The organism is Shewanella putrefaciens (genome assembly GCF_016406305.1).
Lineage (GTDB): Bacteria > Pseudomonadota > Gammaproteobacteria > Enterobacterales > Shewanellaceae > Shewanella > Shewanella putrefaciens_C.
This window is the reverse complement of sequence record NZ_CP066369.1, coordinates 2,312,533-2,326,639: the sequence shown is the minus strand read 5'-3', so window position 1 is coordinate 2,326,639 and position 14,107 is coordinate 2,312,533. Positions and strand designations below refer to the sequence as shown.

At 49.7% G+C, this 14,107-nt stretch carries 10 protein-coding genes; 8 read left to right on the top strand and 2 right to left on the bottom strand.

Features of this window, described 5'->3' with window-relative positions:
* The first annotated feature begins 25 nt into the window (after positions 1-25).
* The 5 genes from JFT56_RS10185 to JFT56_RS10165 all read left to right on the top strand — a co-directional run bounded on the left by JFT56_RS10185 (position 26) and on the right by JFT56_RS10165 (position 5,938).
* Positions 26-1,537 (top strand): sugar ABC transporter ATP-binding protein, encoded by a 1,512-nt coding sequence (locus JFT56_RS10185; RefSeq protein WP_198780004.1) that lies wholly within the window; start codon positions 26-28, stop codon positions 1,535-1,537.
* Positions 1,538-2,737 (top strand): ABC transporter permease, encoded by a 1,200-nt coding sequence (locus JFT56_RS10180; protein WP_198780003.1) that lies wholly within the window; start codon positions 1,538-1,540, stop codon positions 2,735-2,737. It begins immediately after the preceding gene.
* Positions 2,734-3,696 carry a galactofuranose ABC transporter, permease protein YjfF gene (yjfF, locus tag JFT56_RS10175; RefSeq protein WP_198780002.1) on the top strand — a complete coding sequence of 321 codons (963 nt, stop codon included), beginning with the start codon at positions 2,734-2,736 and terminating at the stop codon, positions 3,694-3,696. The genes JFT56_RS10180 and yjfF overlap by 4 nt, the downstream gene beginning before the upstream one ends.
* Positions 3,689-4,837 carry a family 43 glycosylhydrolase gene (locus tag JFT56_RS10170; protein ID WP_420135998.1) on the top strand — a complete coding sequence of 383 codons (1,149 nt, stop codon included), beginning with the start codon at positions 3,689-3,691 and terminating at the stop codon, positions 4,835-4,837. The genes yjfF and JFT56_RS10170 overlap by 8 nt, the downstream gene beginning before the upstream one ends.
* Positions 4,838-4,936: 99 nt before the next feature.
* Complete coding sequence (locus tag JFT56_RS10165; protein ID WP_198780000.1) at positions 4,937-5,938, top strand: family 43 glycosylhydrolase; 1,002 nt, start codon at positions 4,937-4,939, stop codon at positions 5,936-5,938.
* 202 nt (positions 5,939-6,140) lie between these two features.
* Here the strand turns inward: JFT56_RS10165 and JFT56_RS10160 are convergent, their stop codons facing one another.
* Together JFT56_RS10160 and JFT56_RS10155 are read right to left on the bottom strand one after the other, a co-directional pair.
* Positions 6,141-6,302 (bottom strand): hypothetical protein, encoded by a 162-nt coding sequence (locus JFT56_RS10160; protein WP_198779999.1) that lies wholly within the window; start codon positions 6,300-6,302, stop codon positions 6,141-6,143.
* 137 nt (positions 6,303-6,439) lie between these two features.
* A complete protein-coding gene (locus JFT56_RS10155) occupies positions 6,440-7,846 on the bottom strand; it encodes an MFS transporter (RefSeq protein ID WP_198779998.1) in 1,407 nt (468 codons plus the stop codon).
* Between the two features lie 208 nt (positions 7,847-8,054).
* Between JFT56_RS10155 and JFT56_RS10150 the strand changes: the two genes are divergently transcribed.
* From JFT56_RS10150 to nirB, 3 genes are all read left to right on the top strand, one after another.
* The gene (locus tag JFT56_RS10150) at positions 8,055-9,149 is read left to right on the top strand and encodes an arabinan endo-1,5-alpha-L-arabinosidase (protein WP_198779997.1); all 1,095 of its coding nucleotides are present in this window, start codon (positions 8,055-8,057) and stop codon (positions 9,147-9,149) included.
* Positions 9,136-11,031 carry a family 43 glycosylhydrolase gene (locus JFT56_RS10145; protein WP_198779996.1) on the top strand — a complete coding sequence of 632 codons (1,896 nt, stop codon included), beginning with the start codon at positions 9,136-9,138 and terminating at the stop codon, positions 11,029-11,031. Before JFT56_RS10150 ends, JFT56_RS10145 begins: the two co-directional genes overlap by 14 nt.
* 498 nt (positions 11,032-11,529) lie before the next feature.
* Complete coding sequence (gene nirB, locus JFT56_RS10140; RefSeq protein ID WP_198779995.1) at positions 11,530-14,106, top strand: nitrite reductase large subunit NirB; 2,577 nt, start codon at positions 11,530-11,532, stop codon at positions 14,104-14,106.
* The last annotated feature ends 1 nt before the right edge of the window (position 14,107 follow it).

Below are 14,107 nucleotides of genomic sequence, written 5' to 3'. Positions count from 1 at the left end.
ATTGACGCTTTCTTGGGGAATAGCTATGAGCCTTATTTTAGAACTCAAGCAGATCAGTAAGCACTATCCGGGCGTAAAAGCCCTCGAGGATGTGAGTTTGCGGTTATTTGCGGGGGAAGTTCACGCCCTGCTCGGCGAAAACGGTGCGGGTAAATCGACGCTGGTCAAAGTGATGACAGGCGCCCAGTCAAAAGACATGGGTGACATCCTTTTTCTTGGCCAGCCGCAACACTTCAACACACCGATGGATGCGCAAAAGGCGGGGATCAGCACTGTCTATCAGGAGGTGAACTTAGTGCCTAACCTGACCGTGGCACAAAACCTGTTTCTCGGTTATGAGCCGCGCCGCCTTGGTCTTATTCATTTCAAAAAAATGTATGCCGACGCACGCGCAGTGTTAACCCAGTTTAAGCTGGATATTGATGTTAGCGCGCCGCTGTCGGACTATTCCATCGCGGTGCAGCAGCTCATTGCCATCGCCCGCGGCGTCGCCATGTCGGCCAAGGTATTAGTGCTCGATGAGCCTACGGCGAGCTTAGATGCCAAAGAAGTCCAAGTGCTGTTTGGGATCTTAAAACAGCTCAAAGCCAAGGGTGTGGCCATCGTCTTTATCACTCACTTCCTCGATCAGGTTTACCAGATAAGCGATCGCATTACCGTGCTGCGTAATGGTCGCTTTATTGGCGAATTTCTTACGGCCGAGCTGCCACAACCTAAGCTGATTGAAGCTATGCTCGGGCGCTCACTGCAGGAGCAATTAGTCGATAAACAGGCAAAGGAACACACCGCCATTGATAACAATCGCTCCGCCGAGGCCGTGTTGCTATCCCTTGAAGCCGTGTCGGTAAAGGGCTCGATTCAAGCGATGAATCTCACTGTGCCAAAGGGGCAAGCGGTCGGGCTTGCGGGTCTTTTAGGCTCGGGGCGCAGCGAAGTTTGTAACGCTGTGTTTGGGCTGGATTTAGTCGATAGCGGCAGTATTCACCTTGCGGGTAAGAAGCTGAAACTGTCCCAACCCGTAGATGCGATCAGCGCCGGGATTGCCCTGTGCCCTGAAGATCGCAAGATTGACGGCATTATTGGCCCCCTGTCGATTCGCGAAAACATTATCCTCGCACTGCAGGCGCGTATCGGTTGGTGGCGTTATTTATCTAAAGCTCGGCAGCAGGAAATCGCCCAGTTCTTTATCGATAAATTACAGATTGCGACCCCGGACGCGGATAAACCCATAGAACAACTGAGTGGCGGTAATCAGCAGAAGGTGATCCTAGCGCGTTGGTTAGCCATAGAGCCCATCTTATTGGTACTGGATGAACCCACCCGCGGCATAGACATTGGCGCCCACGCTGAAATCGTCAAGCTTATCAGAAGCCTGTGTGATGAGGGGATGTCGCTATTGGTCGCATCATCCGAATTGGACGAACTCGTGGCTTTTTCAAATAAAGTCGTAGTGCTACGGGACAGATATGCAGTACGTGAACTTTCAGGCGCGGAACTGACCTCGCAACATGTAATGCAAGCGATTGCGGAGGGATAAATGAAAAACTCAGCCGAAACCCTATCATCCACACAAATGTCATCCGATTTGATGCCATCACAGATGAAAGAATCTGAGCGACAGCCGCGGATGCTGGAAAGCCACCAGGACATGACGCAAGAAAAGAACGCCCGTTACCAAGCGGGTAAATCGGCCTCCATTGGCCGTTACCTCTGGCCATTATTGGCCTTAAGTATTCTGTTACTGGCCAACCTGTTTATTGACAGTAATTTCTTCAATATCAGCTATCAAGACGACAGACTCTATGGCTCCTTGATTGATATCTTAAATCGCAGTGCGCCCGTGGCGCTGCTCTCGATTGGCATGAGTCTGGTGATTGCCACAGGCGGAATCGATCTCTCGGTCGGTGCCGTGATGGCGATCTGTGGCGCCGTTTGCGCCAATTTACTGCTGGTGCCTGATATCAACTTAGTCACTGTTATCGCAGCAGGTCTGTGTGTCGGGCTCTTAGCCGGCTGCATCAATGGCGGTCTAGTGAGTTTCTTAGGGATCCAACCTATTGTCGCGACATTGCTTTTGATGGTGGCGGGGCGCGGAGTGGCGCAGCTTATCAACCAAGGGCAAATCATCACTTTCCAACACCCAGGTTTTGCCGCCATTGGTGTGGGGCAGTTTTTAGGGCTGCCAATGCCAGTGTGGATTGTGCTTGGCATGTTGACCTTCACCCAATTACTGCTACGTAAAACCGCCTTAGGGCTATTTATTGAAGCCGTGGGCTGTAACGCCAAGGCGAGTCGCTATCTTGGGATCAACGATAAATCCATTAAACTATTCGCCTATGCAATTGCGGGTTTATGCGCGGCATTGGCGGGCATGATCAGCACCGCCGATATTCAAGGTTCAGATGCCAATAACGCAGGCCTGTGGCTTGAACTCGATGCCATATTAGCTGTGGTCATCGGCGGCGCCGCACTCACTGGCGGGCGTTTCTCCTTAGTCTTGTCGGTTGTGGGCGCGCTGATCATCCAAACCTTAGCGACCACCATTATCGTCAGCGGCTTACCCGCTAAGTTTAACTTGCTTATCAAGGCCATCGTTATCCTAACCGTGCTGCTGTTGCAATCGGATAAATTTAGGCGCCAATTGTCGGCGCTGTTTAAAGCTAATCGCCTTGCTGCAGGATTGGCAGAAAAGGGCGCGAGTGCAAAAGAGTGCAAAGCAACAGGAGGCAACCAATGATAGCAAGACGTTTTATTCCGCTGTGGATCACCGCATCCTTGCTGCTGACTATGTTTCTGGTGGGGACGATACAGTTTGACGGCTTTGCTAGTGGCCGTGTGGTGACTAACCTGCTGCGTGATAATGCTTTTTTACTTATAACGGCCTTAGGCATGACCTTAGTGATTATCTCCGGCGGTATCGATCTTTCGGTCGGTGCCGTCATCGCCTTAAGTGGGGTTGTCACTAGTTTATTGATCACCGAGTACCAGTGGCATCCATTGTTAGTCTTTGCAGTTATCCTGCCCCTTGGCACGCTGTTTGGCGCACTCATGGGCAGCATTATCCATGTGTATAAGTTGCAACCTTTTATCGTGACACTTGCGGGCATGTTCCTGGCGCGGGGCTTAGCCACGACGCTCAGCGAAGAGTCGATTGCCATTGATCATCCGTTTTACGATGCGGTGGCCGAGATGAGTATTGCATTGCCGGGTAATGGCGCGCTCGATTTAAGCTCACTGATTTTTATTCTGTTTTTTGTGATTATCGCCATTGTGATGCATTACAGTCGTTTCGGCACTAATGTGTATGCCATTGGTGGCAATCAACATTCTGCTGAACTCATGGGGATTTCCATCGCAAAAACCACTATCAGTATTTACGCCCTTAGCAGCTTTCTGGCGACACTGGCGGGCATCATCTTTACCTTTTACACCTTCTCTGGCTATGCGCTCGGCGCTATCGGTGTCGAACTGGATGCCATTGCGGCCGTGGTGATTGGCGGTACGTTACTGACGGGCGGCAGTGGATTTGTGGTCGGCACTGTACTTGGGGTGATTTTGATGGGGGTGATCCAAACCTATATCACCTTCGATGGCAGCTTAAGCAGTTGGTGGACCAAGATCGTCATCGGACTCCTGCTGTTCTTCTTCATCCTATTACAAAAACTCTTGAATGGACGCAAAGCAAACCATGGATAATCATCAATCACGCTTTAGGGCTTTCAGGCTTCTACCTGTTGCCAGTGCGCTATTGGGCTTAAGTGTTGTCTGTGCTGCTCAGGCGGTTCCAGTGCTTGAGATAAGCCAAACTCAAACCGCAGTGGTAAATTCTAATGCGGTAAATTCTAATGCGGTAAGTCCAAATTCAGTAAGTACAGTCACAGTAAACGAGCCATTTATCGCAAGAAGGGCAGATCCTTGGGTGATCCGCGATGATGACGGCAGCTATTATTTTATTGCCTCTGTGCCTGAGTTTGACCGTATCGAACTGCGCCACGCTAAAACCATCGACGGTTTACGCCAAGCGACGCCTAAAACCCTGTGGCGTAAGCATGAAACCGGCCCCATAAGTATCGATATCTGGGCGCCAGAGCTGCACAAAATCGACGGTCGCTGGTATATCTATTTTGCGGCCAGCAATAAGGATGTGCGTTTTCATAACCGTATGTTTGTCTTAGGTCTTGAGGGTGACTCGCCGATGACGGGGCAGTGGCAGGAGCTTGGCAAATTACAGTCGGCGCAGGATGCTTTTTCCCTCGATGCGACCAGTTTTACTCACAAGGGCGAGCGTTATTTTATTTGGGCGCAGCAGGACAAAGCTAAGAGCTACAACACTGGCTTAGTGATTGCCAAAATGGTGTCACCAACCCAAATGTCGGACAAAGAATCCATTATCAGCGAACCTTTGCTGGACTGGGAGCGTTTAGGCTTTAAAGTCAACGAAGGCGCTGCGGTATTGGTTAAAAACGGTAAAGTCTTCGTGACCTATTCCGCCAGTGCCACGGACGACCGTTATGCCATGGGGCTTCTGTGGGCCGATGAAAATGCCGATTTACTCGACCCTAAAAGTTGGCATAAGTCACCCAAACCGATTTTTACCACTGAGGCAAACCTCATGCGTTTTGGCCCTGGCCATAATAGTTTTGTGCTGGCAGAGGATGGTAAAACCGAGCTGATGTTCTACCATGCACGTAATTACCTTGAGCTGCAGGGGACGCCATTGACCGACGGCAATAGGCACACTTACTACCGTGCCATTCGCTGGTCGGTGGACGGTTTCCCGATATTTGATAATCAGCAGAGCGATAGCCAAACCCTGCATCGACTCGAACCACAATAGCGGCGATAAAAAGCGTGTTCGTGAAGCCAACGACAAGATAGAACGAGTGCAATTAACAAACACCGATTAGCAACACTTTAGCAATAGACAGGTTTTACCATGACAAGAGCAACAAACAGCCCCCTAGTCGAGCAGCGCGCCGACCCCTTTGTGTATAAACACAGTGACGGTTATTACTACTTTACCGGTTCTGTCCCAACCTACGATCGGATTGAACTGCGTAAATCCAACACCTTAGACGGTTTGAAAGAGGCGCAGACCTTCGATATCTGGTTTAAACACGAAAGCGGCCCAATGAGTCGGCATGTGTGGGCGCCTGAGATCCATTATCTCGATGGCAAGTGGTACATCTACTTTGCGGCTAGCGAAGAGGAAAATATTTGGGCCCTGCGCCCCTATGTGCTTGAGTGCCAAGGGCAAGATCCCTTGAAGGATGAATGGATCGAGCTTGGCATGATGCAGGCGGCCGATGGCGATAATAAGTCTTTTATCGACTTTTCCTTAGATGCCACCATTTTTGAGAATAACGGTAAGCGTTACTTTTGCTGGGCGGAGAAAACCGGCGGTCAGTTTGCCGCATCTAACCTATATCTTGCGGAAATGGCATCGCCCATCAAGCTAAAGACGCCACAATTTATGCTTACCACCCCAGATTACGATTGGGAACGGATCGATTTTTGGGTCAACGAAGGGCCAGCAGTGCTTAAACACCAAGGTAAAATCTTTATTACCTTTTCGGCCAGTGCCACCGGTGCTTGTTATTGCATGGGCTATATGGAGGCCGATGAGCATGCTGATTTGCTCGATCGTAACTCATGGAAGAAAACCCGCCAGCCAGTGCTGTGCACTGATGTCGAGAAGCAGATCTTCGGCCCAGGCCATAACAGTTTCACGGTGGCAGAAGATGGCGTGACGCCCATCTGTGTGTACCATGCCCGTGATTATGAACATGCGGTGGGCGAGCCCAGCGTGGTCCCTAAGGCAGATATCCGCCCGTTAGCGCAAATCATCCAAGATCCCCTCTATGATCCCAATCGCCATGCGCGAATGTTAGCTGTGTCATTTGATGAGAGCGGTCGCCCCTTGTTCAACCTCTATTAATCCATTTGCACTCATAAATGATTCGATAAGCGCGGGGAATGCTTCAGCAGCCCCGCTTTTTTATGCCTGAGTGAAGCGCTATTGCTTAGGTGAAGCGCGATTGTTTAGGCTCGCACGCACAACAAGCTATTCCAATAGCTATTTCAATCACTTAACTGATTCAGCCTTTACACCTAAAGATGCTATATTGCCGCCGGAGTTTTCACATTGTGGGCAGGAGTGCTGCCTGAGTGTGGGAGTGAATTTCAATGATGATGATTTTGCCGAGGAGTAGGGCATATGGCGATAAACAAGGACAAGCATCCAAAAGTATGTCGGCGGGAATAGGGTAGTCGACGTTATAAAATGTCGGGCCAGGTTTCATCTTAGCTTCCTATATGCGGATTTGGATTTAACGCTTTGGGTTTTATGTCATACGGCGCGATAAAAAAGCCCCTTGGCAGGGGCTTTTTTATATTTGAGCGAAATGGCCATATTTGAATTAAATGGTCATTAAATGAATTAGGCCGAGACTTGGCTCGCCACTGTTTTAGGGTTGACCTCACGGCTGGCATCCGCTTGACTGAAGTGCGCCTGCTCAGGTAAAGCCTGTTTGATTTCTTCATACACGCGGTCAGAAATCTTGTATTTGAACATCAGTAATCCCATTAGGGCGTGGAATGCACCTGGGATAACCGTCAACATTAATGAAATGCCGGTCAGCGCAAATTCGCTTTGGGTTGCACCAGGTTGATAGTTGAAATAGGTCAGCAACATACCGACCACAAACCCCGCTGCGCCCATGCCGGCTTTTTGGGCGAATGAGATCCCGCCAAAGGCAAGGCCCGACACCCTATGGCCCGTTTTTACCGTGCCGTAATCCACCGACTCGGAAATCACCGACCAGAAGATTGGCGCATGTAAGTCCACCACAAATGAGATGGTAAAATAGAGCACAAAGGCCAGTACTATGTCCCCCGGTTGCACGGCAAAGAACATGATGACACTTAAGATCCCGACGGCAATTTGGCTGTAGCGGAACAGTTTCAGTTTGCAGTAACGCTTAGTGATCCAAGTCGAAGCCACCATGGCCAGAATCGCCGCGCCCACACCGGTCGATAGAAATGCCGATAGCATTTTGGCATCGCCGCCCAAGTAGTAGGTGGCGTAGTAGGCCGCCACTGAGCCGCGGATCACATAGCCAATGGTGCCAATCACACAAATCGCGGTTAACACTAACCACTGGTCGTTTTTGAGCAATAATCGCAACTGCATGGCAACAGGCTTAGTTTCAACCTTGTAGGCCACACGCTCTGTGGTAGTAAAAAAGCAAAATAAAAACAACAGTGTTGCCATTAACGCCATCAACCCCATGGCCTTTTGATAACCGGCGGCGATATCTTCACCGCCCCAGGAAGACGCCAACATAGGCACAATAATGGTCACTAAGAAGGCGGCAATTTTGGCGAAGAACAAACGATAACCGTTGGCGGATAAGCGTTCTTTTGGATCGTCGGTTAACACGCTGATAATCGAGATGTACGGAATGGTCACCGTGGTGAAGATGATAGTGACCAGAATATAGGTCGAATACGCCCAGATAAGCTTGGCATTGTAATCCCAATCCGGGGTTGAGAAGGTTAAGAAGACGGAAATACCAAAGGGAATGGCCATAAACAGAAAGTAGGGGCGATATCTTCCCCAACGGGTGGTCACTTTATCGTTAATAATGCCCATTAAAGGATCGGTAATGGCATCGATGAGACGGACCAGCAGGAACAGGATCCCGACATCGGCGGGCTTGAGCCCAAAAATATCGGTATAAAAGAAGGTAATAATTAACATCATTGACGAAATCACCACGTTAACGGCCATGTCCCCGGAGCCGTAACCGATCTTTTCAATGACTGACAATTTTTGAGAACTCATCAGAAATCCTTATTATATTTATTATAAACAGTGAGTTATTGTGATACCTTGCGGTTTACCGTATCCGCAATGTTAACACATTTTTCTCCTGTTAATTTTTTTGCATTTGATTGTTGCTTCCTTGTCCTGATAGTATGATAACTTAATTCATCATACAATAGCATAATAACTATTTTGTAAAATGGGATGGGGTTCATAAGGAGAATTGATGCTAGCGATAACTGTCACATCGAAAAAAGTCACACCGAAAACAGCCCTAAAACGTCACCTTAAGATGTTCAATTGTGCGCTGCTGGGCATATTGGCAACCCTAGGTCAAGCGAGTGCCGAGCAGGTGAGTATTCATGATCCTGTGATGGCCAAGGAGGCCGAACAGTATTATCTCTTCAGCACAGGCCCCGGCATTACCTACTATTCCTCAAAGGATAAAATCCATTGGACGCTGGCGGGCCGAGTATTTGAAACCGAACCGAGCTGGGCGAGGGAGATTGCCCCTGGTTTTAATAGCCATTTGTGGGCACCGGATATTATCCAGCACAATGGGCTGTTCTATCTGTATTACTCAGTCTCTGCTTTTGGTAAAAACACCTCCGCCATTGGGGTGACGGTCAATAAAACCCTCGATAAAAACTCAAAGGATTACCAGTGGACAGATAAAGGCATCATTCTTCAATCTGTGCCCAATCGCGATGCGTGGAATGCCATTGATCCCAATATTATTGTCGATGAAAAGGGCACGCCTTGGATGAGTTTTGGCTCCTTCTGGCAAGGGTTAAAACTTGTCAAACTTAATCCTGATTTTATCTCCATCGCCAAGCCAGAAGAGTGGCACACCTTGGCTAAGTTAGAACGCCCAGCGTTAGTTGCCGAAACTGAGCCAGGCCCTGCGCAAATCGAAGCGCCTTTTATCTATAAAAAGGACAGTTATTACTATCTATTTGTTTCCTATGGGCTTTGCTGCCGTGGCGATGACAGCACCTATCACTTAGCCGTTGGCCGCGCCAAGGATGTCACTGGGCCTTATCTTGATAAAGAGGGCAAGGACATGGCGCAAGGTGGCGGCACAGTGTTACTGCACGGCACTCAGGCCTGGCCGGGACTAGGCCATAACAGTGTTTATGCCTTCGACGGTAAAGATTACTTGGTCTTTCATGCCTATGAATCCGCCGATAATGGCCTACAAAAACTCAAGATGGCTGAACTGAGCTGGCGCCAAGGTTGGCCTGTGGTCGATCCTAAGGCGCTCAATCAATACCAAAGCGTATTAGTTGAACCAGTAGGAAAAAATAATGACTCAAACTAGCAATAAATTAATGGCGGCGCTTGCGCTGGCCATGGGACTTAGCGTTACCTGCTTGGGGGCCGGTAACGCACAGGCTGCCGTGAGTGCGGACGAAAACCGCATTACCGCAGAGACCTTTGCCAATCCGCTGTTTCGTAACGGCGCCGATCCATGGCTCGAATACCACAATGGTAACTATTATCTGACCACTACGACTTGGACCTCTGAGTTGGTCATGCGTAAATCGCCGACCATCGCAGGGCTTGCCGATGCTCCGGCCCACAATATTTGGAGCGGCACGGATAAGTCGAACTGCTGTAACTTTTGGGCGTTCGAATTCCACCCACTGCAAACCGCACAGGGTTTACGTTGGTATGTGATTTACACCTCGGGCGTGGCTGAAAATTTCGATGGCCAGCGTAACCATATCCTAGAGAGTGAAGGCAGCGATCCCATGGGCCCCTACAAGTTTAAGGGCACCCCAATGCCGGACCATTGGAATATCGACGGCAGTTATTTAGAACATCAAGGCCAGCTATATTTCCTCTGGTCGGAATGGCATGGGCAAGATCAAGTGAACTTGATTGCCAAGATGACCAACCCTTGGACTGTGGAGGACGAACATAGGGTGATCACTACCCCTATTCACGACTGGGAAAAATCAGGCTTAAACGTTAACGAAGGTCCTGAGATTATCCAGCATGAGGGCAGAACCTTCTTAGTTCACTCGGCAAGCTTTTGTAACACTGAGGATTATTCCTTAGCCGTGGTCGAACTCACGGGGGATGATCCTATGGATCCCGCCGCATGGACCAAGTTCGACAAGCCCTTCTTTAGTAAGGCGAACGGTGTCTATGGCCCTGGCCATCACGGTTTCTTTAAGTCTCCAGATGGCAAAGAGGATTGGCTTATTTACCATGGCAACTCATCGGCCTCCGATGGTTGTAGCGGTACCCGCTCAGCCCGTGCACAGCCCTTTACTTGGGATAACAAAGGTTTGCCCAAATTTGGCGAACCCATGGCGGATAAAAAGCAACTGCCCGTCCCCAGCGGTGAGTTTGGCCCGATAACCACGCAAGTGGAAGGCGTTAAATACCGCATCGTGAGCCGTGAGATCGGCCAATGCCTAGTGACTAATGCCAAGGGCAAAGTCAGTGTCGGCAAGTGTGAGGATGACAACAGTCAATGGGTTATCGACCCGAGTAACGATGGTCTGTATCGTTTTGCCAATGTGGGTCAGGGGACCTTTCTAACCCAAGCACAGTGCCAAGACGAAGCCTCATCGGCACTGAATACTTCCCCTTGGGTGGCATCCCGTTGCCAGCGTTGGTCGGTGGATTCCACCCGTGAAGGATGGTTCCGCTTTGCCAACGATCGCTCAATCGGCAATTTGCAGGCGAAAAACTGTAGCAAAAAAGTCGACGCTGAAGTCATCGCGGGCGAAAACCGCGTCAGTGAATGCACCGATTGGCGAATTGAGCCCGTGTCGACATTTGCCATAGTCAACGCCCACAGTGGCCGCGTGGTAAGTGCCGAACAATGTCAGCTCAAACCTAATGCTAATGTGGCTCAGTTTGAATATACGGGCGGTGCCTGCCAGCAGTGGCAAGCCATGCCGACGACGGACGGCTTTTATCGCCTGCAATCCCTCCAGCTTTCAAACCAAACTACGCCTCAATGCCTTGTGACCAATGAAGGTAATCTGCAGCTGGGAGCCTGTAATGGGATAGACAGTGAGTTTCGCAGCGAATTGATGCCCAATGGTTCATTACGGGTGGTGTCCCGTAAGGGCGGTTCGTCGATGAAAGTGGCCAATGGCTCCTATGCCAATGGCGATAATATTGTGGAAGACGTATGGAAAAACACCATCTCACAACAGTTCTATTTTAGAGAGGTGAAATAATTCATCCCTTTGAAATAACTGAGCATCACCACGGCGGTGGCTAAACGCTTGCTTGTAATGTCGTTTAAGTTGAGGTCGCTTAACGGCATCTTAGTTGAGCCTAAATTGCTCGGCACCAGGGCAGTAATTGTGTATGCAGTTACTGCCCTTTTTTATACTGTAAATGACAGCCTCAGAAGACGTATTGCAAGCGGCGTGACTTGCTTAAACTTGGTGCTGTTTTGCACCAATTTAACGCAACCCCTTACTAAATCGTTGCTTTACAGATTACCATTACCTAATTAAATCAAATGATTAATAAGATGGCACCCTTTGTGCTTTACATCATTCGCATGCAATCACGGATGCAACACAATTTGAATTTAAGCGCATAGCTCTGGCTGTGTGCTGGCAACGAAGCCTGGATTCTGGCCACCTTTTGGTGGTGCGGAGCCGGGCTTTTTTTATGGGCAAAATTTGGCTGTCGAGTCAACCGCCAAAGGCCTTAAGGACATAAAAATGCAGCAGACCAAACAAATTCTGGTGATCGGCAACGGCATGGTAGGGCATCATTTTGTTGATCAATTACGAGCCAAAGACCCTTTGGCGCAAATTACCGTGCTTTGTGGTGAAGCTCAGCTGGCGTACGACAGGGTGCATTTATCCGGCTATTTCAGAGGCACCAGCGCAGAGCAACTGGCATTGACGACAGAAGAGGCCTATCAGGCGGCTGGTATTCAATACCGCTTAAATTGTTGGGTGGAGCAAATCAATCGCGAGCAGCAGTTGGTGGTGACCAGTCAGGGCGGTCAGTTTTATTACGACGAGCTGGTGCTGGCAACAGGCTCTTATGCGTTTGTGCCGCCTATTCCTGGCAATGATCAGCCGCATTGTCTGGTGTACCGCACTTTGCAGGATTTAGATGCAATAGCGCAAAGCGCAGCTGTAAGCAAAGTTGGGGTGGTTATTGGTGGCGGTTTACTTGGACTGGAAGCGGCCAATGCGCTGAAACAACTCGGTTTACAAACTCATGTGGTGGAGTTTGCGCCACAACTGATGGCGGTGCAGCTGGATCAGGGCGGCGGTCAGATGCTCAGTCAGAAAATTTCTGAACTGGGTGTGTTGGTACATACCGGCAAAGCGACGCAAGCCATAGTAGCGGGCGCTGAATGCCGTTATCAGTTGCAGTTTGCCGATGGTGAAAGTTTAGAGACTGACTTAGTGCTGTTTTCTGCTGGGATCCGGCCTTATGACCAACTGGCGCGCAGTTGTGGTTTAGCTGTGGGCGAACGCGGTGGCATGGTGGTTAATGATCAGTGCCAGACCTCTGACCCACATATTTACGCCATAGGTGAATGTGCCTTGTGGCAGCAAAAGATTTTTGGTCTGGTCGCGCCCGGTTATCAGATGGCGCGTGTGGTAGTCAGTCAACTGACAGGGGGCGGGCAAAGTTTTACCGGCGCGGATATGAGCACCAAGCTGAAACTGCTGGGTGTGGAGGTAGGGTCTATTGGTGATGCCCATGCCAGAACGCCCGGCGCTTTAAGTTATGTTTTTACCGACCCACGCGCTCAAGTCTACAAAAAAATGGTGGTCAGCAAAGACGGTAAAAAGCTTTTGGGCGCTGTGCTGGTCGGTGACACCAGTAACTACGATAGCCTGCTGCACTATGCCTTAAACGATATGCTGCTGCCAAAACAGCCGGAACAACTGATTTTACCCGCAGCGTCTGGTGCACCTTTGGCGGCTTTAACTTTACCCAACAGCGCCACCATTTGTTCCTGCCATAACGTGGCCAAAGGCGACATAGTGGCGGCTATGGACAGTGGTTGCTGTGATTTAGCCAGTATCAAAAGCTGTACCAAGGCCAGTACGGGTTGTGGTGGTTGCACTGCTTTACTCAAGTCGGTGGTTGATGACGAGCTGAAAAGCCGTGGTGTTGAGGTGAAAAATCACCTCTGTGAACACTTTGCCTATTCCCGTCAGGAATTGCTGCATTTAGTTCAGGTGGGCGGTATTAAAACCTTTTCTGAACTCTTGAGCCGCCATGGTCAGGGTTTGGGCTGTGATATTTGTAAGCCAACAGTGGGCTCTATTCTGGCGTCGAGCTGGAATGATTATGTGCTGAAAAAGCCTCATGTCGGTTTGCAGGACACCAATGACACCTTCCTCGCCAATATGCAAAAAGACGGATCTTATTCAGTGGTGCCGCGTATTGCCGGCGGCGAAATTACCGCAGAAAAACTGTTGGTGATAGGTCAGGTTGCTTTGGATTTTAATCTCTATACCAAAATTACCGGTGGGCAGCGTATCGACTTATTTGGCGCCCGTTTAGAGCAGTTGCCTGCCATTTGGCAGCGTTTGGTTGATGCGGGTTTTGAGACTGGTCATGCTTATGGCAAGTCGCTACGTACAGTCAAATCTTGTGTTGGCAGCACCTGGTGTCGTTATGGTGTGCAGGACAGTGTCGGTCAGGCCATAGCTATCGAAAACCGCTACAAAGGTTTACGTGCGCCACACAAAATCAAAATGGCAGTGTCGGGTTGCACCCGCGAATGTGCTGAAGCGCAAAGCAAAGACATTGGCATTATTGCCACCGAAAATGGCTGGAACCTGTATGTCTGCGGTAACGGCGGCATGAGACCACGCCATGCCGATTTATTTGCTACCGACCTCGATACCGACACTTTAATCCGCTACATAGATCGCATTCTGATGTTGTATATCCGCACTGCCGACCGTTTGCAGCGCACGTCAGTCTGGATGGAAAAACTGGATGGTGGGTTGGACTATCTGCGTAAAGTCATCATCGACGACGAGCTGGGAATAGCGGCAGAACTGGAAAACCAGATGGCGGCTTTAGTGAATACCTATGCCTGTGAGTGGAAAGCCACGCTGGAAAACCCACAAGCGCTGAAACGTTTCCGCCAGTTTGTTAATAGCCCGGATGCAGATGAAAACATCGTTTTTGTTGAAGAGCGTGCGCAAATCCGCCCTGCCACTGCAGAAGAAAAACGCCAGTGGTTACAACAAATTCCCGTAACTCAGCTTTCAACATCGGAGCTGCCTGTCAATGCTTTAGCAGAGGAGAACTAAC

Excerpts from the sequence above, each read along its gene's own strand:
- JFT56_RS10185 (WP_198780004.1), top strand. The coding sequence starts at position 26 with ATGAGCCTTATTTTAGAACTCAAGCAGATCAGTAAGCACTATCCGGGC.
- JFT56_RS10180 (WP_198780003.1), top strand. The coding sequence starts at position 1,538 with ATGAAAAACTCAGCCGAAACCCTATCATCCACACAAATGTCATCCGAT.
- yjfF (WP_198780002.1), top strand. The coding sequence starts at position 2,734 with ATGATAGCAAGACGTTTTATTCCGCTGTGGATCACCGCATCCTTGCTG.
- JFT56_RS10170 (WP_420135998.1), top strand. The coding sequence starts at position 3,689 with ATGGATAATCATCAATCACGCTTTAGGGCTTTCAGGCTTCTACCTGTT.
- JFT56_RS10165 (WP_198780000.1), top strand. The coding sequence starts at position 4,937 with ATGACAAGAGCAACAAACAGCCCCCTAGTCGAGCAGCGCGCCGACCCC.
- JFT56_RS10160 (WP_198779999.1), bottom strand. The coding sequence starts at position 6,302 with ATGAAACCTGGCCCGACATTTTATAACGTCGACTACCCTATTCCCGCC.
- JFT56_RS10155 (WP_198779998.1), bottom strand. The coding sequence starts at position 7,846 with ATGAGTTCTCAAAAATTGTCAGTCATTGAAAAGATCGGTTACGGCTCC.
- JFT56_RS10150 (WP_198779997.1), top strand. The coding sequence starts at position 8,055 with ATGCTAGCGATAACTGTCACATCGAAAAAAGTCACACCGAAAACAGCC.
- JFT56_RS10145 (WP_198779996.1), top strand. The coding sequence starts at position 9,136 with ATGACTCAAACTAGCAATAAATTAATGGCGGCGCTTGCGCTGGCCATG.
- nirB (WP_198779995.1), top strand. The coding sequence starts at position 11,530 with ATGCAGCAGACCAAACAAATTCTGGTGATCGGCAACGGCATGGTAGGG.